The following is a 21,716-nucleotide window of genomic DNA, read 5'->3' on the forward strand; positions in this document are numbered from 1 at the left end:
TTACAGAAAGACCGCACCATGACTTCGCATCTGGACAAACGCAGCGCGCGCCGCCGCACCCTGGGAATGATGTTCGCCGCAGCCGTCGCAGGCGCCTTGCCCGGCGCGGCCAGGGCGCAGGGCGCCAAGGTGGTGCGCATCGGTTATCAGAAATACGGCACGCTGACGCTCCTTAAAGGGCGCGGCACACTTGAAAAGCGGCTGGCGGCCAAGGGCGTGACGGTCAGGTGGACCGAATTTCCGGCCGGCCCGGTCCTGCTGGAAGGGCTCAATGTCGGCAGCATCGACTTCGGCACGGTGGGCGAGGCGCCGCCGATCTTTGCGCAGGCTGCCGGGGCCAATCTGGTCTACGTGGGCAACGAGCCGCCGTCCCCAAGCTCAGAAGCGATCGTCGTGCCCAAGGGTTCGGCGATCCGCACAGTGGCCGATTTGAAGGACAAGAAGATCGCCCTCAACAAAGGCTCGAACGTGCACTACCTGCTGGTGCGGGCGCTGGAAAAGGCCGGCATCGATTACAAGGATGTGCAGACCGTGTTCCTGCCGCCGGCCGATGCGCGCGCCTCGTTCGAGCGCGGCGCCGTCGATGCGTGGGTGATCTGGGATCCGTTCCTGGCCGCCGCCGAAAAGCAGCTCGGCGCGCGCGTGCTGGCCGATGGCAAGGGCCTGGTGTCGAACCACCAGTTCTACCTGGCGGCGCGCCCCTATGCCGAGGCGCAGCCGGAGATTATTCGCATCGTGATCGAGGAACTGGCCAAGGTCGATGAGTGGGGGCGCCGGAACATCAAGGAAGTCACCGCTATCCTGGCGGCGCAGACGGGGCTCGAAAGCAGCATCGTGGAACTGGCGGCGCAGCGCTATTCGTATGGCGTCAAGGCAGTGACGCCGGAAGTCATCGGCGAGCAGCAGAAGATCGCCGATGTCTTCGCCAGTCTCAAACTGATTCCGAAACCGATTGTCGTGAAGGACGCGCAGCTGGCGTTCAAGCTTTAAATTCAGGAGTATTTCCATGTCGTTGAATGTGTTCTGGTTTATCCCCACCCATGGCGATAGCCGCTATCTTGGTACCAGCAAGGGTGCGCGCAGTGTCGATGCCGACTATCTGCGCCAGGTCGCCGTTGCAGCCGATACCCTCGGCTACGACGGCGTCCTTCTGCCAACCGGGCGTTCCTGCGAGGACGCCTGGGTGGTGGCTTCGTCGCTGATGGCCGTCACGCAGAAGCTCAAGTTCCTGGTGGCGATCCGTCCCGGCCTGTCGACGCCGGGACTGGCGGTGCGCATGGCGTCCACCTTCGACCGCCTGTCGAACGGGCGCCTCTTGATCAACGTGGTGACCGGCGGCGACCAGGGCGAACTGGAAGCGGATGGCCTGTTTGCGGATCACAGCAAACGCTACGAAATTTCGGATGAATTCTTCCGCATCTGGCGCGCCACCATGGCGGGCGAGGGCGGCGCGGCCGGCTACGACTTCGAGGGCAAGCACTTGCAGGTCAAGGGCGCCAAGACCTTGTATCCGCCGGTGCAAAAACCGTATCCGCCGCTGTACTTCGGCGGTTCGTCCGAACCCGCGCACGAACTGGCGGCCGAGCAGATGGACGTGTACCTGACCTGGGGCGAGCCGCCGGCCGCGGTGGCCGAGAAGCTGGCCGATATCCGCGCGCGCGCCGCCAAACACGGTCGCACCTTGCGCTTCGGGATTCGCCTGCACGTGATCGTGCGTGAAACGAATGAGGCGGCGTGGCGTGCCGCCGACGAGTTAATCAGCCATTTGGATGACGACATCATCGCCAAGGCGCAGGCAGCCTTCGCCAAAATGGATTCGGTGGGCCAGCGCCGCATGGCGGCCCTGCACGGCGGCCGGCGCGACCAGCTCGAAGTGTCGCCCAACCTGTGGGCCGGCGTGGGCCTGGTGCGCGGGGGCGCCGGCACCGCGCTGGTGGGCGACGCCGACACGGTGGCCGCGCGCATGCAGGAATATGCGGACCTGGGAATCGAGACCTTCATCCTGTCCGGCTATCCGCACCTGGAAGAATCGTACCGCTTCGCCGAACTGGTGTTTCCGCTGCTGGGCAAGGGCAAGGGCAAGCAAGCCGGCGAGCAGTCGATCACGGGGCCGTTCGGCGAGATGATGGCCAGCGATATCTTGCCGAAGAAGGCGGCCTGACCATGGCCGGCGCTGGCGTGCCTCGGTCCTCGGCACTGGCGCCATGGGTGCTGCCGGTTGGCCTGATCCTGGCCTGGCAGCTTGCGGCGCAGGCGGGCTGGCTGTCGGGCCGTATCCTGCCGGAGCCGTGGGCCGTGGCAAAGGCATTCTGGACCCTGGCCGTGTCGGGCGAGCTGTGGCAGCACTTGCGCACCAGCCTGTGGCGCGCGGTGACCGGCTTTGCCATTGGCGCCGGTCTGGGTTTGCTGTTGGGGTTGCTGAACGGCAGCGTCAAGCGCGCGGAAACCTTGCTCGACACCACCTTGCAAATGATCCGCAACATTCCGGCGCTGGCCCTGATTCCGCTGGTGATCCTGTGGTTCGGCATCGACGAGACCGCCAAGCTGTTCCTGCTGGCGATCGGGGTGTTTTTTCCGGTGTATCTGAATACGTTTCACGGCATCCGCTCGGCCGACCAGGGGCTGATCGAGACGGCGCGCAGCTATGGCTTGTCCGGCTGGCCGCTGTACCGCGATGTGATCCTGCCGGCGGCGTTGCCGTCGATCCTGGTGGGCGTGCGTTTTTCGCTGGGGCTGGTGTGGGTGCTGCTGATCGTGGCCGAAACCATTTCCGCCCAGGCCGGCATCGGCTACATGACCATGAATGCGCGGGAATTCCTGCAAACCGATGTCGTGCTGGTTGGCATTTTGCTGTACGCCCTGCTGGGCAAGGCCGCCGATCTGTTGTCGCGCGGGATGGAAAAGCACTTCTTGCGCTGGAATCCGGCGTACCGCTAAATAACATCGGGAAACAGCATGCAAATCAATCGTATCGAGGAACGTACCGTTGGGGCCGCCGCCGCGCTGGGCCAGCATGGGGTGAGTGTGTCGCTGCGCGGCGTGATGAAAAGCTATGCCGGACGTGAAGTGCTGGGGGGAATCGACCTGGAACTGGCGCCCGGCGAGTTCGTGGCCGTGATCGGACGCAGCGGTTGCGGCAAGAGCACCTTGCTGCGCACCATCGCGCAACTCGAGCCCTTGGATGCCGGCCAGATCCGCATCGGCGACGGCTTGCGCGATCCGGAGGTGCGCATCATGTTTCAGGAAGCGCGCTTGTTGCCGTGGAAGAGCGTGCTGGAAAACGTGGCGCTGGGATTGCCGGGTTCGCGCGAGCGCGCCGCGGCAGCGCTGGAAACGGTCGGCCTGGCGGGGCGGGCAGGCGACTGGCCGACCGAACTGTCCGGCGGGCAGCGCCAGCGCGTGGCCCTTGCGCGCGCGCTGGTGCACGAGCCGCAACTGTTGCTGCTGGATGAGCCGCTGGGCGCGCTCGATGCGCTGACCCGCATCGAGATGCAGCAACTGATCGAATCGCTATGGCTGGCGCGCGGCTTTACCGCCGTGCTGGTCACGCACGATGTGCAGGAAGCGCTGGCGCTGGCCGACCGCGTGCTGCTGGTCGAGGATGGCCGCATCAGCCTGGACCTGCACGTGGACCTGCCGCGCTCGGGCAGGCGCGGCACTGCGGCGTTTGCCGCGCTGGAGCAAAGCGTGCTGGCGAGGGTGCTGCATAAATAGGTTGGCGCTATGGCGCGCCGCAAAACGGCGACCGCGTTGTGGAGGGCAACGAGGTCATTCCTTGCCACCTCCTTTGCGCGGCCGTTGCCGCTCAGCCTTGCGTACGCGCTCCAGCATGGCATCGAGCGACACCAGGTCGTCTTCGTCCGGTCCCAGATCGCGTGCATTCACATCGCCAATATGGCGCAGCCGCTTCGATTCGATGTAAATTTTGCCGTCGCGCATGACCGCCTCCGACCATGACACGTTGCCCGCATCCTCGCTGACGACGATCGGACTGGTAGTGACGCCGAAAGTCGGCCCCCATTCGCCGATGTGCGTTTTGAAGATCCGCACCGGACCAGCTTCGCCCAGCAGCACCTTGTCGACGTTGACTTCCATGATCTGGCAGCCGCCCGCATTTGAAATACACACCCTGCCCGGAATGTCGTTTGGAGGGCAGGGCGGCGGACAATCGTCGACGCCGAATGGCAGCAAGGTCACCTTCTGCACGTGACCGGTGAGAACCACGTCCTGCGCCGAAGCTTCAAAGCATGCGCAGGGCAGGAAGAGGGTGAAAAAGAGTGATGTGACATGGCGCATTGCGGTCTCTCTGTTATTTGACTTTCCGATAAAGTAAATCATGGCAGCGGATAAAAGACCCATGCTGCAAGGTCGCTGGTTGGCTCCTTGCAAAGAATTCATGCATGCAGTTCTTGCCAGCCTGGGAGAGTATCGTCCGGCGTATCCGGGGCGGGAAAGTAGAATTCGATATTGAATTTTTCTGCCAGTCTACGCCCGACCACGTTGGCATGTTCGGCTTCTGGCCAAGGAGGAACGGTGCCGTTGAACAGCCGAATATCGCCATCGGTCGGGATGGTGCCCAACCAGATGGTTTCCAGTTTGCCGTTGGCCCTGACGATGCAATCGAGGCCAAGGAACCAGCCGTCCGTATCCCCGTCCCAGAGCGCCTGGACGCAGACCAGCGGGTCGTCCATGGCCTCCAGCCTTTCGCACAGGCGTTCGTAGCTGACAGCCTCGCGCGCAGCGAGCAATGCGAGCCTGGCGCTTTCCTCCAGCGCGGGTCCGACGCGCCGGTATTCTGATTCGCAGTATGGCAAGTCCCACGGAATGCCAGCGCCGGCATCAATCAGACGGCGGATGACGCAAAGATCAAACTCGGTATCGAACACGTCGGAATTCTCTGAAAATTTCCATTTCCATCCGCATTTGATCAGCCATGCGCCCCGGAATGCGTAATGCAGCAGGCGGGCCGCTTGGTAGTGGTCCAGTTCGGGCGATTGGGCAAGCACGGAGCGCAGCACGACGCTGGGTAAGGTGCCAGCCAGAATGCTGGCCGCGATCGTTTCGGAAGTGGCAGGGGCGGGCATGGTGGTTCGATGTGTTTTTAAAAATCGGAATAGCGCTAAGATAAGCCCCTATCGTATCGCATGACGGATCATTGCCTATGAGGATGTAATCAGATCAACCCGGCATGGGTATCCTCGTCCTGAATCGGTTAGGCATTTGGTTTCGGTATAAGTTCCCGCAGTTTGTGCATTGGCCGCTTGCCAATAGCTTATGCTTGCCGTGGGCAATCATGCTCTATTGCGAATATAAAATGATTGCTCCGTTATTCGTTTGCCTGACCCCGTCACAGTGATTGATGCGAAGTGCAATATGCTTCATCCGATGCGCAAGAACCATCTGATGATGGCAGAGGATGGCGTATTTTTCTAAGCAGTGTGCAGTGAAAAACAGGAGGCGCATCCCGACATCCTCCGCCCCGCGTCCTGAGCGCCGGCGCCGGCCGCAGCCGGCCCGCGAAGGGCGTCAAGTGCGCACGATAGAGTTCCTTCTGAAGAACATCCACTGAAGGGGTTAGAATGTTCCCATGAAGATTCGTGTCGCTACCTATAATATCCACAAAGGCGTGTCCTCCATCCGGAGCACACCACGCGTGCTGGCCCTGAAAAAGGCCATTGCCCAATTCGACGCCGACGTCGTGTTCCTGCAGGAAGTGCAGGGCAAGCACGACCGCAACTCGGCGAAGTTCGGCGACGAGAGCCGCGGGCACCGGCACTGGCCCGAGCGCGCCCAGCACGAGTATTTCGCGGGCGACTCGCATCATTCCGCCTACGGCATGAACGCGGTGTACGATCACGGTCACCACGGCAATGCCTTGCTGTCGGCCTACCCGATCTGCAATACGTGCAACCATGACGTATCGGACCATGCCTATGAACAGCGTGGCATCCTCCACTGCATCCTCGAAACGCCGAAAACGCAGGTGCATTGCTACGTGGTCCACCTGGGCCTGTTCGAATCGGGACGCGGGCGCCAGACGCAGGCGCTCATCGACTGCGTGAAGGCATCGGCGCCGAATGACGAGCCGGTCATCATCGCGGGCGACTTCAACGATTGGCGCAACAACCTCAGCGACAAGCTGCGCAATGAGCTCGGTGTGGTCGAAGTCTTCGACGAATTGGGCGCGCGTTCACGCCTGGGCGATCTGGTGCGCAGCTTTTCGGGACGCGAGAAAACGGTCACGCCGGCGCGCACCTTCCCCGCCGCGCTGCCGTTCTTCCGCCTCGACCGCATTTACGTGCGCGGCTTCAAGGTGGACGGGGCCGAGGTCTTGCATGGTGCGCTATGGGCCAAATTATCGGACCACGCCCCGATCGTGGCCAACCTCAAGCTGGCCTGAGGCTTTGCAACCAAACATGAAGCACTATGCGCCCGGTCCATTACACCGCCCACAACGATATCGCCCTGCTTGAAACCGGACTGGAATTTTTCCCTGCGTTGATTGCGGCCATTGATGGTGCGCAGTACGATATCTATTTTGAAACTTATATCTTTGCGGACGATGCCACGGGCCGCTCCGTGGCCGACGCCCTGTGCCGCGCCGGCCAGCGCGGCGTCAAGGTGCGCGTGGTCACCGACTGGTGGGGCACCGGACACGCCCAGTCGACCCGCCTGGGCATCGCGTTCGCGGCCGCCAACGTGCGCTTTCGCGCCTTTAATGCCTGGTTCAAGCGCGGCGTGACCCGCACCCACCGCAAGATTGTCGTGGTCGACCGCGCAGTGGCGTTTGTCGGCGGCATCAACGTCAACGATGACTGGTTCTGCGACTACGACCCGGGCAAGCGCCTGCCGGCGCCGCGCTGGGACTTCGCGGTGCAGGTGCGCGGCCCGCTGGTGGCGGCCATCCATCACGAAATGCAGACCCAGTGGGCGCGCGTGGGCCACCTGGGGTTGATGAAAAGGATCGGCCTGTTCCGCGAAATGCGCAAGGACCAGTCGCTCGAAGGCGACAAGCCGATGCAGGCCGCGTTCGTGGTGCGCGACAGCTTGCGCAACCGCCACACGATCCAGCGCGCCTACCTGCACGCGATCGGCCACGCCAAGAAAAGCGTGTTGCTGGTCAATCCTTACTTTGCCCCCGGACACAAATTCCGCAAGGCGCTGGCGATTGCCGCCGAGCGCGGGGTCGAGGTGAAGCTGCTGATCGGCGTGGGCGAAATCAAGCTGCAAGACATGGTGGCGCGCTCGTTCTACCCGAAACTGCTCGACAGCGGGGTCGAGGTCTACGAATACCGCAAGACCCAGCTGCACGCCAAGGTGGCCGTGGTCGACGACGACTGGTCGACGGTCGGGTCGAGCAATTGCGATGGCTTGTCGCTGTTTTTGAACCAGGAAGCCAATGTGGTCGTCAAGGACGAGGAATTCGCCCGGACCATGCGCGAACACATCCGGCGCGGGATTGCCGACGGCGTTATGATTTGCCGGGAAGATTTTGAACACGTGGGATGGGTACGGCGCAGCGGTTACGAGGTGGCGTATTTCTTCTATAAAATGGCGATGCGGATTTTCGCTATAGGATATGCCTGATGGATAATGTACGAATAGACAAATGGTTATGGGCGGCGCGCTTTTTCAAGACGCGGTCGCTGGCGACGGATGCGGTCGATACGGGCAAGGTGCGCCTCGACGGCGAGCGCATCAAGCCGGCGCGCACGGTCAAGCTGGATGACAAGCTGACCATCGATAACGGCGCCGAGACGTGGGAGGTGCGCGTGATGGGCATTTCCGACGTGCGCGGCGGCGCCCCGGTGGCGCGCACCTTGTACGAGGAGACCGAAGAGAGCGTGAGCAAGCGTGAAAACGACCTGGAAGCGCGCAAACTGTACCGCGAGCCGGGAACCACCATCAAGGGGCGCCCGACCAAGCGCGACCGGCGGGCGATCAGCAAGGCGGGGGAGTAACACACCGCCCACGGTTGCCTTCGCCGCTATCTTCCTCATTCCCGCGTGGGAATGAGGGGGTGGGAAAGGGTGAAATGACGGCTGTAACGCGAATTTCCTTTCCCTAAACCTGAATTGTGCTGCACTGCAGCAATAGACTCCCACCTCTAAGTTCCCGTTTGACATTTGCCTTGTAGTGGATAATAGTACGAGCGTTCGGATTTTATTCCACGGGTCGCATTTTCAACTACCAACGGGACCATCTATTAACACTTCAGTCAAATTCATGCGCAAGGGCGAGCTCACGCGGGCAGCCATTCTGGACGTCGCGCTCGACCTCGCCAGCCGCGATGGTCTCGAAGGGCTGACGATTGGTTTGCTCGCGGACAAAATGAACATGAGCAAGTCCGGCGTGTTCGCGCACTTCGGTTCGCGCGAAGACTTGCAGATGGAAGTGCTCAAGCTCTACCACCACCGTTTCGAGCAGGAAGTGTTTTTCCCAAGCGTCAAGGAACCTCGCGGCCTGTCGCGCCTCAAAGCCATGTATGCCCGCTGGATCAAGCGCGTCAGCGTCGAAATCGCCTCCGGCTGCATCTATATTAGTGGCGCCGTCGAATACGACGACCGTCCGGGCCCGATCCGCGAAGAACTGGTGTCGATGGTGCGTGCGTGGCAGGGAGCACTGCTAAGATGTGTGGAGCAGACCATCGAGTGCGGCGACCTCAAGGCCGACACCGACGCCCACCAGATGGTCTATGAAATGTATGGCCTGATCCTGGCGCTGCACCACGATGCGCGGTTCCTGCGTCGGCCGGGCAGCGTCGATCGCGCGCGCAGCGGCTTTGAGCGCCTGATCATGAATTACCAGAATCCGTCCAAGAATCAACCGAATCAACCGAATCAAGCGCAGTAAGCGAGTCGGGCGCAGTAACTGAATCAATCGAATCAATCGAGTCAACACCTTGCCGGGTCCAGCACGTCGCTGGCCTGGTCACCAATCATACGTTCGTCAGGAGAAAATCATGGGTCAATACGTCGCGCCAATTCGGGATATGCAGTTCGTGCTGCACGAGTTCCTCAATGTATCCGACGAATTGAAGCAGTTGCCGAAATTCGAAGATGTCGACGCCGACATCATCAACCAGGTGCTGGAAGAGGGTGCCAAGTTCACGCAGGACGTGCTGTTCCCGCTGAACCACTCGGGCGACCGCGAAGGCTGCCACTATGATGCGGCGACCAAGTCGGTGACCACGCCAAAAGGCTTCAAGGAAGCCTACAAGCAGTACGTCGAAGGCGGCTGGGCTGCGCTCGCGTGCGACCCGGAATACGGCGGCCAGGGCTTGCCGGTCGTGCTGAACAACTCGTTCTACGAAATGCTCAACTCCTCCAACCAGGCCTGGTCGATGTACCCTGGCCTGTCGCACGGCGCCTACGAGTGCCTGCTGGAGCACGGCACCGACGAACAGAAAAAAACCTACCTGCCGAAACTGGTCTCGGGCGAATGGACCGGCACCATGTGCCTGACCGAATCGCACTGCGGCACCGACCTGGGCATGCTGCGCTCGAAAGCGCTGCCGCAGGACGACGGTTCGTGGCTGATCACCGGCTCGAAGATCTTCATCTCGGCCGGCGAACATGACGTCGCTGAAAACATCCTGCACCTGGTGCTGGCACGCGTGCCGGACGCACCGGAAGGTTCGAAAGGCATTTCGCTGTTCCTGGTGCCGAAGTTCCTGCCCAACGCGGACGGCACCCTGGGCGAGCGCAATCCGATCTTCTGCGGCGCGATCGAAGAGAAAATGGGCATCCACGGTAACTCGACCTGCCAGATGAACCTGGACGGCGCCCGTGGCTGGATCATCGGCCAGCCGAACAAGGGCCTCAACGCCATGTTCGTGTTCATGAACGCCGCCCGCCTGGGCGTGGGCATGCAGTCGCTGGGCCTGACCGAAGTGGCGTACCAGAACGCGCTGGTGTATGCGAAAGACCGCATCCAGATGCGCAGCCTGTCGGGCGTGAAAGCACCTGAGAAGCAAGCCGACCCGATCATCGTGCACGCCGACGTACGCCGCATGCTGCTCACCGCCAAGGCCTACGCCGAAGGCGCGCGCGCATTCACCTCGTACGCCGCGCTGCAGATCGACCGCGAACTGCATCACCCTGACGAAGAAGTGCGCAAGGACGCCGCCGACGAAGTGGCGCTGCTCACGCCAATCATCAAGGCCTTCATCACCGACAATGGCTGGATCGCGACCTCGGAAGCGATGCAGGTCTACGGCGGCCACGGCTACATCTCCGAGTGGGGCATGGAGCAGTACGTGCGCGACGCGCGCATCAACCTGATTTACGAAGGCACCAACACGATCCAGTCGCTCGACCTGCTGGGCCGCAAAGTGCTGATGGATAACGGCGCCAAGCTGCGCAAGTTCGGCGAGAAGATCAAGAACTTCGTCGAAGAAAACGGCACCGACGAAGCGCTGTCGGAATTCATCACGCCGCTGGGCGACCTGGGCGACAAGGTCACCAAGCTGACCATGGAAATCGGCATGAAGGCGTTCCAGAATCCGGATGAAGTGGGTGCGGCGGCGGTTCCTTACCTGCGCGTTGTCGGTCACCTGATCTACAGCTACTTCTTCGCGCAGATGGCGAAGATCGCGCTGGCCAAGCAAGACTCGGGCGATAACTTCTACAAAGCCAAACTGGCGACCGCGCGCTTCTACTTCGCCCGTCTGCAGCCTGAAACGGCAATGCTGATCCGCCAGGCGCGTTCCGGCTCGGCCAACCTGATGGCGCTCGACGCCGACTTGTTCTAATACGCTCAATGCCCCCTGCGGCCAGCGGCACCCGCACCGTCGTTCCCGCGCCAAGGCGGCACTCGGCGGGAACCCAAGTTCGCAGCGTATCGACGAACTTGGGCCCCTGCCGAGTGCCACCTTGGTGCGGGGGCGACGGTCAGGCGGCGCGGCGTGACGGGATACGCAATCAGTAATCTGGAAAAACAAAGGAAAGCCATGACCAATTTCATCGTTAAAAAAGTCGCCGTGCTCGGCGCCGGCGTGATGGGTGCGCAGATCGCTGCCCACTGCGTCAACGCCAAGGTACCGGTCGTCCTGTTCGATCTGCCTGCAAAAGAAGGCAACAAGAACGGCATCGTCCAGCGCGCCATCGACAACCTGAAAAAACTCAGCCCTGCGCCACTCGGCAACAAGGACGACGCAGCCCTGATCGAAATCGCCAACTACGAAGACAACCTCGAGCTGCTGGCCGGCTGCGACCTGATCATCGAAGCGATCGCCGAGCGCATGGACTGGAAGCATGACCTGTACAAGAAGGTCGCTCCGCACATCGCGCCAAACGCGATCTTCGCCTCGAATACCTCGGGCCTGTCGATCACCACGCTGTCCGACGGCTTCGACACCGAACTGAAAGCACGCTTTTGCGGCGTTCACTTCTTCAACCCGCCGCGCTACATGCACCTGGTCGAAATCATCCCGACCGAGTCGACCAAGCCTGAAATCGTCGACCAGCTCGAAGGCTTCCTGACCACCACCCTGGGCAAGGGCGTCGTGCGCGCCAAGGACACCCCGAACTTCATCGCCAACCGCGTCGGTATCTTCGGCATGCTGGCGATCATCCACGAAGCCGAACAATTCGGCCTGACCGTGGACGTGGTCGACGACCTGACCGGCGCCAAGCTCGGTCGCGCCAAGTCGGGTACCTTCCGTACCGCCGACGTGGTCGGCCTGGACACGATGGGCCATGTGATCAAGACCATGCAGGACAACCTGGCCGACGATCCGTTCTTCGCCGTCTACAAAACCCCAGAGGTGCTGGCCAAGCTGGTCGCCGCGGGTGCGCTCGGCCAGAAAGCCGGCGCCGGTTTCTACAAAAAGGTCGGCAAGGACATCCAGCGCCTCGACTTCGCCACCGGTAACTACGTCGCCGGCGGCGGCAAGGCGGCCGACATCGTGGCCCGCATCCTGAAGGAAAAGGATCCGGTCAAGAAGATGAAAGCGCTGCGCGAATCGACCAACCCGCAAGGCCAGTTCCTGTGGGCGATCTTCCGCGACGCTTTCCACTACATCGCCGTGCATCTCGGCTCGATCGCCGACAACGCGCGCGACGTCGACTTCGCCATGCGCTGGGGCTTCGGCTGGAACGTCGGTCCTTTCGAGACATGGCAGGCGTCGGGCTGGACCCAGATCGCCAACTGGGTCAAGGAAGACATCGACGCCGGCAAGGCACTGTGCTCGGCTCCATTGCCGGCATGGGTCTTCGAAGGCCAGGTTGCGGAGAAGGGCGTGCACACCGCTGAAGGTTCGTTCTCGGCGTCCAAGAACGCCTACGTGCCGCGTTCCACGCTGGCCGTGTACGAGCGCCAGCCGTTCCGCGCACCGGTGCTGGGCGCCGGCGCTGCCGACGGCAAGACCGCCGGCACCACCTTCCACGAAGACGACTCGGTGCGCATCTGGCACCAGAACGACGACGTGCTGATCATCTCGCTCAAGACCAAGATGCACGTCATCGGCGAAGGCGTGATCAACGGCCTGAAAATGGCGCAAGCCGAAGCCGAGAAAAACTTCAAGGGCCTGGTCATCTGGAATACCGACGCAGCCGAAGGCGGTGCCTTCTCGGCCGGCGCCGACCTGCAATCGGCACTGCCATTGTTCATGCAAGGCGGCGCCAAGGCCATGGAACCAGGTATCGCGCTGCTGCAGGATACCTTCATGGCGATGAAGTATTCGAACGTACCGGTCATCGCCGCGGTGGCGGGCCTGGCACTGGGCGGCGGCTGCGAAATGGCGCTGCACGCGTCCAAGCGCGTGGCCTCGATCGAATCGTACATCGGTCTGGTGGAAGTGGGCGTTGGCCTGATTCCCGCCGGCGGCGGCCTGAAGGAAGCGGCTGCACGCGCTTCGAATGAAGCCAAGGGTTCGGACATCCTGCATTTCCTGAAAACGGGCTTCACCAATGCCGCTACCGCCAACGTGTCGAAATCGGCGCTGGAAGCGAAAGCGATGGGCTACCTGAAGGAAGACGACGTTATCGTCTTTAACCCGTACGAACTGCTGCACGTGGCGAAAGTCGAAGCGCGCGCGATGTTCGACGCCGGCTACCGTCCTCCGATGAAGAAGACGATCACCGCGACGGGCCGCTACGGCTGGGCCACCATCCGTGCGCAACTGGTCAACATGCGCGACGGCGGCTTCATCTCCGCCCACGACTACAAGCTGGGCGACATGATCGCCGAGATCGTGACCGGCGGCGACATCGACCAGGGCAGCCAGTTGAGCGAGCAGTGGTTCCTCGACATGGAGCGCAAGGCATTCCTCGAACTGCTGAATCATCCGAAATCCCAGGAACGGATCATGGGCATGATGCAAACCGGTAAACCGGTACGCAACTGATCGACCGGCAATGTCGATCCTGACCCTGGCGTTCAAATTTCTACTGCGAGTGAGGCCAAGCATGGTGTATGACCGTATCAAGCAGCAAATGATGGACACGCTGCCGTTTGTGCGGCTGCTGGGAATCCGGATCGACGCAATCGGCAATGGCACCTCCGAGGTGTCGATGCCGGCCGACCCGAAACTGAACAACCACCTCGGCACGCAGCACGCCGGGGCGCTGTTCACCCTGGCCGAAACGGCTTCCGGCGCGGCCATGGCCGGCGCGTTCGCCGACCTGATTCTGGGTCTGCGTCCGGTGGCCAAGGAGTCGCGTATCCAGTACCAGAAAGTGGCCAAGGGCGCGACGCGCGCCAGCGGCCGCGTTCCGGGCGATATCGCGGCGCTCAAGGCCACGCTGAAAGCGGACGGCAAGGTGGCGTTCCCGGTGCAAGTCGACGTATTCGACGAACACGGCACGCTGGCGGCGCAGGTGCAGGTCGACTGGTATTTGTCCGAAAAACGGTGAATCAGCATCCCCATTTCGAACCACAGAATTTTTGAGAGAACACTATGAGCAAACAACTTCAAGACGCATACATCGTCTCCGCTACCCGCACCCCGATCGGCAAGGCGCCGCGCGGCATGTTCAAGTCCATGCGCCCGGACGACCTGCTGGTGCGCGCGATCCAGTCCGCGATGGCGCAAGCGCCCGGCCTCGATCCTGCGCTGATCAACGACGCCATCATCGGCTGCTCGTTCCCGGAAGCCGAACAAGGTTTTAACATCGCCCGCATGTCGGTGCTGCTGGCCGGCCTGCCGAAAACCGTGGGCGGCGTGACCGTCAACCGTTACTGCGCGTCGGGCATTACCGCCATCGCCATGGCCGCCGACCGCATCCGCGTCGGCGAAGCCGATGTGATGATCGCCGGCGGCGTCGAATCGATGTCGATGGTACCGATGATGGGCCACCACCCATCGATGAACATGAATATGTTCACCGACGAAAACGTCGGCATGGCGTACGGCATGGGCCTGACCGCCGAAAACGTGGCCAAGCAGTGGAAAGTGACGCGCGAGCAGCAGGATGCATTCTCGGTCGAGTCGCACCGCCGCGCCATCGCCGCGCAGCAGGCTGGCTTCTTCAAGGACGAAACCACCCCGGTCGAAATCATCACCCGTACGCCTAACCTGGCAACCGGCCAGGTCGACATCAAGACCCGCACGGTCGATACCGATGAAGGCGCACGCGCCGATTCGACCATCGAATCGCTCGGCAAACTGAAGCCGGTGTTCGCGGCCAAGGGCACCGTCACCGCCGCCAACAGCTCGCAGATGTCCGACGGCGCCGGCGCGCTGCTGATCGTCAGCGAAAAAATCCTGCGCGAGCATAACCTGACCCCGCTGGCGAAGTTCTCCTCGTTCGCGGTGCGCGGCGTGCCGCCTGAAATCATGGGCATCGGCCCGAAGGTGGCGATTCCAGCGGCATGCGCCGCCGCCGGCATTACCCAGGATCAACTGGACTGGATCGAACTGAACGAAGCGTTCGCCGCACAGGCGCTGGCGGTGATGGGCGACCTGGGTCTGGACCCGGCCAAGGTCAACCCGATGGGCGGCGCGATTGCGCTGGGCCATCCGCTGGGCGCGACCGGTGCGATCCGCGCCGCGACCGTGATCCACGCGCTGCGCCGCAATAACCTCAAGTACGGCATGGTCACGATGTGCGTCGGTACCGGCATGGGCGCTGCAGGCATTTTCGAACGCGTGTAAGCGTCGGTTAAAATAATGTCATCAAGGGCGCTGCGGTTTAACCTCGGCGCCCTTTTCACTTTTTGGAGAATACATGGATATTTTGACGAGCAAGGCCGACGGCATCCTGACGATCGAATTTAACCGGATCGAGCGCAAGAACGCGATCACCGGCGTGATGTACCAGGCCATGGCCGATGCCCTGGTGGACGCCGAGAGCGACAGCGCGGTGCGCGCGATTCTCATCGCCGGCAAACCCGAGATTTTCACGGCCGGGAACGACCTGGACGACTTCATGAAGAACTCCAAACCGGTCGAAGGCGTACCGCCCGAAATGCGTCCGGTGTTCCAGTTCATGCGCGCGCTGTCCGGCAGCAGCAAGCCGGTGGTGGCGGCGGTGTCCGGCGCGGCGGTCGGCATCGGTACCACCTTGCTGATGCACTGCGACCTGGTCTACGCGGCCGACAACGCCAAGTTCTCGATGCCGTTCTCGCAGCTGGGACTGTGCCCTGAATTCGCATCGAGCCTGCTGCTTCCGCAGTTGGCAGGGTTCCCGCGCGCGGCCGAAAAGCTGCTGCTCGGCGAAGCATTCCTGGCGCAGGAAGCCTACGACATGGGCCTGGTATCGAAAGTGCTGCCGCTGGAAGAATTGCGTCCGTACGCCGCGCGCCAGGCGGCCAAGCTGGTGGCGCTGCCTGCCGCTTCGATCCGCGCGACCAAGTCGCTGATGAAGCGCTCGCGTACCGCGGCCATCAATGAGACCATGGGCGCCGAAAACGCCTTGTTCGGCGCGATGCTGCTGGCGCCCGAAGCGAAGGAAGCGTTCACCGCGTTCTTTGAAAAGCGCAAGCCGGATTTTTCCAAGTTTGCCTGATGCCCTTGCGCGTGGCGATCAGCTCTCGTGCATAGTCAGAAAAGCCACTGAGTCAATGGAAATGCTTTTGCCGCAGTTGGCCTAGTTTGCCGAGATACTCCTGATCGCCGGTATTCGGATATTGGCGCTGTAGCGCCGCCAGCTCGTCAGCGTATGCGCGTCGCTGCGCTTGCTGTTGCTCGGTACGCTTTTCCAGTTGCGCGATCTCCTGCGCCCGCTCGCGCGGGAAATGCCGCGCAAGCAAACGGTCCCGCAGCTGGCCGGCCGCCTGCGCATCGCTGGCGTCGAGACGGGCCAGCCCCAGCTCGATGCGGTATTGCCCCATCGGCCCTTCCGCGGCGTGAAGGTCGTCATAAAACGCCCCGTAATGCTGGCCGCGCAAGTCTTCCACGCGCGCCAGGCGCGCCGCCAGCGACATTCCCGCCGCCTCGCCGGCAGCGAATTCGTTGACGGCGGCGGTGAAACCGACCTGCGCCTTCTCGCGCCCGAACCATGCCTGCGCCTCCTCGCGCCCCATCGTCGCTTCGCGCAGTGCGGTCAAGCGTTGCAAGCGCTGCGACAGCGGCGTGTCCATGGCCTGTACCAGGCGCGTTTGCGCTTCCTTCACGGCGGGCAGGCGCTCGATGGTGCGCGATGCTAGCGCCGCCGCGCGCGCGTCCGGCCAGGCGGCAATCGCATCGCGCAGCCAGCGTTGGCAATCGTCGATCCCGAGTGCGGCGCATTGCGCCTGGCCCGAGCGCCACCAGTCTTGCAAGCGTCCTTCGCGCAGCATCTGCGCGCCATTCGCTGCGAGCGTTGCAGCTACCGCCGCGCGCCGCTCCATGGCCGACGCGCGCGGACCGGCCCCATCTGCGGCAGCGGCCGGCGCCGCAAACGCCACCGGCGCGGCCGGAGGCGGCGTGACCGTATCGGGTGCCGGCTCCGGCCCCGCGAAACAGGCATAGACGGCCAAAACAGCCGTGGCCAATGCGGCGGCCAGGATGGCGGTGCGCATCCGGCTCAGAAGGCGAACAGGCCGGCCACCGGGAAGTGGTCCGACAAGTCATGCGCGTACCAGACCTCGTCGCGCAGGCTGCGCAGGATGCGCACGTTGTTCTCTTTTCGTACCGGCTGCCTGTTCTCGTTAGCCACCAGGATGTAGTCGAGGTATTCGGTGGTGCCGCCGGACAGCATGCTGGTGGCGTTGACATTGACCGCCGCGTCATACGTATAGGCGTAACCGGTGCTCGGTGGCGCCGATGCGCGCAGGATCGACTGCATGCGCGCGTAATCGTCCGGGAACTTGTACTTGTTGATATTCATGTCGCCGGCGATCAGCAGCGCGTCCGAGGCGGGGATCTTTTTGCTGTCGAGCATGGTGCGGATTTTTCCGAGCGCATCAAAACGCGCTTGGCGCGCTTCATCGCTATCGGTGGACGGCGTATGGGTATTGCTCAGGTGGTAGGCTTTGCCATTCTTGAGGATCTGGACATAATTGGCGCCCTTGTTGGCCAGGCAGTCCGAGCCGACGCAGCGGTCGAATACGATGGTATCGTCGGCCATGATCGGCCAGCGGCTGAGCACCATGGAGCCGCCGTTGAGCAAGATGTTTGAAGGAATATCGACCAGGCGCGACTGATAAGGGAAGGCGGCGCCGACCTTGGCGAGGAAGCGCGTGCGGCAGTCATTGTCGAAGATTTCCTGCAGCGTGACCACGTCGTAGCCGGCCAGATTATCGGCGATCTCGTCCAGCCGCGCGCAAATGTTGTTGGCCACGACCGGCAGCGCCCAGACGTTATAGCTCAGGACCTTCAATTCGTCGGGCCCGCTTGCCGGCTCGACCTCGTTCTTGTTGTGTACCACGTAGTGGACATCGTCGTAACCGCCCGTGAACTTGGCGCGGTAGGAGGCCACCGTCGGCTTTTGCGCGAACGTGGTGTCGCGCTGATGGACGTTGCGGTCGCCGTACCATGGATCGTCGAAGCCGGCGCCACGCGCGGAGTGCCACAGGTTGCTTGAAAAGAGTGTGCCTGTCAGTTTCTGGCGCAGCACCATGCTGCCGCCACCGCCCCTGACGGTGGTGTCGAAGTAAAACGTCTTGCCGTTGGTGATGCCGACATTGCGGTTCATCCACATCACGCGCCTGGTGGCGTAGGCGGGAATCACGCTCGCTTCCCGTCCCCAGCTGCTGCCCAGCGCAAGCTGCGCGTCGCCGCTCTGGCTGACCTGGACCGTGACCGGGACGGCGGTGGTGTTGGTGACATACACATACGATTCGGCGTGCGCCGCGTTGCCGAACAAGGCGCCCAGGAACAGGCAGGATAGAACAAGACGTAAAACGTGCGGCATACTGATCTCCGGTGGTTGAAAATGCAGGCTCGATGGGCCTAAAGCGAGGCAGGTTTGCTTAGTTGACCTGGAAGGTGCGGCTGATGCCGCTCAGCGCACGGATGCTGCCATCCCAGCCATTCCTGTAGTTGCCGTCATGCCGGATCCGGTATTGGCCGGGGGTGGCATCGGCGGGAATGTCCCACGAAATGGCGGCCTTGGAGCTGCCCCACACCGGATCGACCCGCACCCAGCGATAGATGGTGTTCCAGTCGCCGTCGGTGGCCACGGTGCGCCAGGCGGCGCCGTCCCAGCGCTGCACTTCGAGGAAGCTGCCATTCTGGCGCAGGTCGTTTTTCGGGTGCCCGGTCCAGAACTCGACATCGACCCGCTGGCCGCGCGCGTAGCTGGCATTGGCCTGGCGCACCACGTCGCCAAAAGCCTTGAACGGCGGCGTGTTATCGAGCACCACGCCGGTCTGAAACGACAACTGCTTGTCCGACAGGTCGCGCGTGGGCGCGCTGGCATGGGCCGGCAAGCCTTGCCGCATTGCCGTGGCCAGCTCGTGGTAGCTTTGCTGGTAGGCGCCCAGCGTCCACTTGCCGAAGTGGGTGGAGGCGCCTTCGTAGTGCTGGGCCTCGTATTCCTCGGGTGTGGTGATGTAGCCGGAATACGCGTTGGCATAGCCGGCGATGACGACATGCCTGACGCTCTCGCCCAGCGCGGCCTGGACGGTCTCGCGTATGCGGCGGCCGGCCATGATGGTCAACTCGCCCGGCGCGGCCACGATCGCCAGCTGGCCGATGCGCACGATCGACACCGGCAGCACTTCCGGCGACCAGGGCACGGGCTGCTGCACGCCTGGCGAGAGCAGCACCGGTTTGACGCCATGGCAGTCGCGCACCCATTGCGGCGCGGGCGTGAGGATGCCGCCAAGCGCCTGGAAGAAGGGATTGCCGGCCAGGTCGCCTTCGTTGAATCCATCCAGGCCGCGGCCATCTTCCGTGCCGGCTGCGAACGCGGTGCCCAGCGCCGCCGGACAGGTGCCGCGCGTGCGGCCGTCGGCGAAACTGGCGGCCACGCTGACGCGTGAAAAATCGATGAAGCGCTGGCGGTAGTCCAAGGTGCCGGCCAGCGGTTCGAGCGCGCCGTTGTAGATCGCCAGCGCCTTCTGCAACTGGCGCTCGCCGATGATGCGCGTGTTGTCGAATTCATTGCGCGTGGGGCCGGTCCCGTCGAGGTTCAGGTTGGGCGTCATGTCGCCCGCGTTCGACTGCGCGAAGGCCGCCACGAAATCGCCATCCGAGTTATAGCGCACGCCTTTGAGGTCATGTTCCCAGCGCCAGGCCGCATAGCCCTTGTTGTCGGGGCTGAGCAGGCGGTTGTTGGGGGACATCGATACGCCGTGCGTGGCGAACCAGCTGATGACGCCCACATCATCGGCGCCCTGCCTGAAGCGCAGCACCGTCATGTCCGGATCGATCGGGCTGTTCCAGCGCTCGCGTTCGGCCGGAGGATTGCGCAGGTAGGCGGACAGCGAGCGGTTGTTGCTGGCGTCGGTCAGCTGGCCCTTGCCGATGGCGATGGAGCCCGGCTTCAGGTCGCGGTGCGCCTTGTCGATGGCGGCCACGATGCCACTGACGATGGCGTCGAAGCTGCGTTTGTTGTAACCATAGGTGGTGATGTTATACAGCGCGTAGTGGGAAAAGCCACCCGACCCGGCGTGCGTATGGGTGGCCGCCAGGATCACGTTGTCGGCCCCATACAGGCTGCCGTACCTGGCGCGCAGCTGCCTGAGCACCGCCTGCTGCACGCCCTGGAACACCATGCCCAGGTCGTTGTTGACGAAGACCATGCGCTTGCCGCTGGCCTGGTCGGCCACGATAAAGGCGCGGGCGCGCTGGCGCATGTGGATGCCGGCGCTCACCTGCGAGAGCGAGGCATAGCCCATCATGCCCACCTCGGCGGCTTCGCCGGTGATGTCGGACATGCCGCGTCCGACCAGGTAAGGATCGGTGCCGGAAGCGCCGCACGTCGCCGACAGCGCCAACAGCGCCATGGCCAGGGTCGAGCGCCGGGAAAGAATGTGCGATGCCATGTGACTCTCCTTGATCTGGTTCGGGATTAACCGTCAAAAACGCTTGGCCAGCGACAGGATCAGCGCCGCCCGATCCACCTTCCTGGTGTTTCCTGAACTATCGGGCAGCACCGCCAGTTCGCGGTTGCGCAGGACGGCGCCCGCCAGCTCCGCGCCAAAATCGAGGCCCCAGCGCGTGTGCACGATGCCCAGCTTGTAGTCCACCAGGTCGGCATCGCGGAAATGGCGCATCTTTTGAAATCCGATGTGCGCAATGAGCTTGTTCCTGCCATCGAGCTTGTGCTTGATGCCGATGTCGAGCAGCTGCGAGCCGCGCGAGTGCTTCAAGCCACCCTCGTAGCAGCCGATCGCCTTGCCAGGGTCGCCCCCGGCCAGCACGCTTGGCAGATAGGTCGATCCGCAGATGGTGGCCGTGTTATTGCCGCGCAGTTCATCGCTGAACACATACAGGTAGCGCGCCTCGATGGCGCCATAGGCAAATTCGAACACGCCATAGCTGGTATCGAATTTGGTGTTGGTCACGCCGGTCGGTTCGCCCGTGGTCCAGTCGATGCCGGTCGGCGCGTCGTTGACCTTCGCGCCCGGGAACCACTCCTGTGCCATGCCCGCGCCGAAGTGCCAGCCGTCGGGATTGCCCCAGCGGTAGCCTAGCGCCCCGGTCACCTGCAAGCCGTTTGTGTCGGGGAAGATCTCCTTGCGGACCGTGCCCAGTTGCAGATAGCCGACCACGCCCGATTCGTGCACCGCTTCCATCGTCAACTCGGCGCCGGGGCGGTTGTAGGTATCGGATACGCCGCGGTTCTTGCGGTCTGTGAGCAGCTTCGCTTCGATGTCGAGCGCGTAGCGTTGGATCGCCGGTTCATTGGCATGGGCCTGCCCGCTGTGGATGGCGCCCGCCAGCGCGGCCAGCATGACAAATTTGTTCATGGCGTCTCCTTCGACTTGCAGCCTGCGGGAATGCTGGCCACGCGGGTCATGATCTCGGTTTCGCCCAGCAGTTCGCTGCCGATGTAGGCGCGCACCAGCAGCGTGTCGTTCTTGGTGCGCACGACGCCCTTGTAGTTTTTCTTGGTTCGGGGGTCGTGCACCCAGCCGTTGCGCCAGGCGTCGTCCTGCCAGGTGTGCAGTTTGGCGATCATGACGCCGCACGCGTCGTCGGGCGTGCCGGCATCCTTGTCCCAGACGATGATGCCGCACAGCGCATCCTTCGGCTCGGGACAGGCCTTGAACGCGATGACCGCGGCCTTGTCGGCGCTGAGCCACAGGCCCGGTACGGTGTCCGGCGCGGCCCATGCCGGCGCCAGCCAGGTACATGACAGCATCACCATCGCTATTGCTCGCATCTTTTCTCCTTGGTGTTA

The 21,716-nt window shown here is 62.9% G+C and carries 20 protein-coding genes; 13 read left to right on the forward strand and 7 right to left on the reverse strand.

The genetic code is table 11. The annotated features are described in order from the left end of the window. The first annotated feature begins 18 nt into the window (after positions 1–18). The 4 genes from RBA40_RS06750 to RBA40_RS06765 are packed head-to-tail and all read left to right on the forward strand — an operon-like array spanning position 19 to position 3,714. Positions 19–990, forward strand: a complete 972-nt coding sequence (locus RBA40_RS06750; protein WP_306646974.1) for a sulfonate ABC transporter substrate-binding protein — start codon at positions 19–21, stop codon at positions 988–990. A 16-nt stretch (positions 991–1,006) separates the two neighbouring features. Continuing rightward, positions 1,007–2,161: an FMNH2-dependent alkanesulfonate monooxygenase gene (gene ssuD / locus RBA40_RS06755; protein WP_306646976.1), complete on the forward strand. Its 1,155-nt coding sequence runs from the start codon at positions 1,007–1,009 to the stop codon at positions 2,159–2,161. A gap of 2 nt (positions 2,162–2,163) precedes the next feature. Then, entirely contained in the window at positions 2,164–2,937 is a 774-nt protein-coding gene (gene ssuC, locus RBA40_RS06760) for an aliphatic sulfonate ABC transporter permease SsuC (protein WP_306646977.1), read from the forward strand. Between the two features lie 18 nt (positions 2,938–2,955). Beyond that, positions 2,956–3,714, forward strand: a complete 759-nt coding sequence (locus tag RBA40_RS06765) for an ATP-binding cassette domain-containing protein (RefSeq protein ID WP_306646979.1) — start codon at positions 2,956–2,958, stop codon at positions 3,712–3,714. A 54-nt stretch (positions 3,715–3,768) separates the two neighbouring features. On the opposite strand, the gene RBA40_RS06770 is transcribed toward RBA40_RS06765, so the two are convergent. Then, positions 3,769–4,398, reverse strand: a complete 630-nt coding sequence (locus tag RBA40_RS06770; protein ID WP_306646981.1) for a hypothetical protein — start codon at positions 4,396–4,398, stop codon at positions 3,769–3,771. Beyond that, a complete protein-coding gene (locus RBA40_RS06775) occupies positions 4,395–5,084 on the reverse strand; it encodes a hypothetical protein (RefSeq protein WP_306646983.1) in 690 nt (229 codons plus the stop codon). Before RBA40_RS06775 ends, RBA40_RS06770 begins: the two co-directional genes overlap by 4 nt. Positions 5,085–5,587: 503 nt before the next feature. On the opposite strand from RBA40_RS06775, the gene RBA40_RS06780 reads away from it, so the two are divergent. The 9 genes from RBA40_RS06780 (at position 5,588) to RBA40_RS06820 (ending at position 15,950) form a co-directional block, all read left to right on the forward strand. Continuing rightward, positions 5,588–6,400, forward strand: a complete 813-nt coding sequence (locus RBA40_RS06780) for an endonuclease/exonuclease/phosphatase family protein (RefSeq protein WP_306646985.1) — start codon at positions 5,588–5,590, stop codon at positions 6,398–6,400. 26 nt (positions 6,401–6,426) lie between these two features. Next, positions 6,427–7,587, forward strand: a complete 1,161-nt coding sequence (gene clsB, locus RBA40_RS06785; protein ID WP_306646986.1) for a cardiolipin synthase ClsB — start codon at positions 6,427–6,429, stop codon at positions 7,585–7,587. Next, on the forward strand, positions 7,587–7,961 hold the full coding sequence (locus RBA40_RS06790; RefSeq protein WP_099873960.1) for an Hsp15 family ribosome-associated heat shock protein: 375 nt from the start codon (positions 7,587–7,589) through the stop codon (positions 7,959–7,961). Before clsB ends, RBA40_RS06790 begins: the two co-directional genes overlap by 1 nt. A 265-nt stretch (positions 7,962–8,226) precedes the next feature. Then, a complete protein-coding gene (locus RBA40_RS06795) occupies positions 8,227–8,853 on the forward strand; it encodes a TetR/AcrR family transcriptional regulator (RefSeq protein ID WP_306646988.1) in 627 nt (208 codons plus the stop codon). 109 nt (positions 8,854–8,962) lie between these two features. Next, a complete protein-coding gene (locus RBA40_RS06800; protein ID WP_099873963.1) occupies positions 8,963–10,753 on the forward strand; it encodes an acyl-CoA dehydrogenase C-terminal domain-containing protein in 1,791 nt (596 codons plus the stop codon). Between the two features lie 198 nt (positions 10,754–10,951). Then, on the forward strand, positions 10,952–13,348 hold the full coding sequence (locus RBA40_RS06805) for a 3-hydroxyacyl-CoA dehydrogenase/enoyl-CoA hydratase family protein (protein WP_306646990.1): 2,397 nt from the start codon (positions 10,952–10,954) through the stop codon (positions 13,346–13,348). Positions 13,349–13,409: 61 nt separating this feature from the next. Next, positions 13,410–13,856: a PaaI family thioesterase gene (locus RBA40_RS06810; protein WP_306646991.1), complete on the forward strand. Its 447-nt coding sequence runs from the start codon at positions 13,410–13,412 to the stop codon at positions 13,854–13,856. A 44-nt stretch (positions 13,857–13,900) separates the two neighbouring features. Further along, a complete protein-coding gene (locus tag RBA40_RS06815) occupies positions 13,901–15,097 on the forward strand; it encodes an acetyl-CoA C-acyltransferase (RefSeq protein WP_306646992.1) in 1,197 nt (398 codons plus the stop codon). A 73-nt stretch (positions 15,098–15,170) separates the two neighbouring features. Next, positions 15,171–15,950 carry an enoyl-CoA hydratase gene (locus RBA40_RS06820; protein WP_306646993.1) on the forward strand — a complete coding sequence of 260 codons (780 nt, stop codon included), beginning with the start codon at positions 15,171–15,173 and terminating at the stop codon, positions 15,948–15,950. 52 nt (positions 15,951–16,002) lie between these two features. Here the strand turns inward: RBA40_RS06820 and RBA40_RS06825 are convergent, their stop codons facing one another. Genes RBA40_RS06825 through RBA40_RS06845 form a run of 5 tightly spaced genes read right to left on the reverse strand, consistent with a single transcriptional unit; the run spans position 16,003 to position 21,698 of the window. Continuing rightward, positions 16,003–16,944: a lipase secretion chaperone gene (locus tag RBA40_RS06825; protein WP_306646994.1), complete on the reverse strand. Its 942-nt coding sequence runs from the start codon at positions 16,942–16,944 to the stop codon at positions 16,003–16,005. Between the two features lie 5 nt (positions 16,945–16,949). After that, complete coding sequence (locus tag RBA40_RS06830) at positions 16,950–18,278, reverse strand: sphingomyelin phosphodiesterase (RefSeq protein ID WP_306646996.1); 1,329 nt, start codon at positions 18,276–18,278, stop codon at positions 16,950–16,952. Between the two features lie 58 nt (positions 18,279–18,336). Further along, entirely contained in the window at positions 18,337–20,355 is a 2,019-nt protein-coding gene (locus RBA40_RS06835) for a neutral/alkaline ceramidase (protein ID WP_306646998.1), read from the reverse strand. Between the two features lie 33 nt (positions 20,356–20,388). Next, the gene (locus RBA40_RS06840) at positions 20,389–21,282 is read right to left on the reverse strand and encodes a TorF family putative porin (RefSeq protein WP_306647000.1); all 894 of its coding nucleotides are present in this window, start codon (positions 21,280–21,282) and stop codon (positions 20,389–20,391) included. Further along, complete coding sequence (locus RBA40_RS06845; RefSeq protein WP_306647002.1) at positions 21,279–21,698, reverse strand: DUF2147 domain-containing protein; 420 nt, start codon at positions 21,696–21,698, stop codon at positions 21,279–21,281. The genes RBA40_RS06840 and RBA40_RS06845 overlap by 4 nt, the downstream gene beginning before the upstream one ends. Positions 21,699–21,716 lie beyond the last annotated feature (18 nt).

The sequence above is a fragment of the Massilia pseudoviolaceinigra genome, from assembly GCF_030846505.1.
Lineage (GTDB): Bacteria > Pseudomonadota > Gammaproteobacteria > Burkholderiales > Burkholderiaceae_D > Telluria_A > Telluria_A violaceinigra.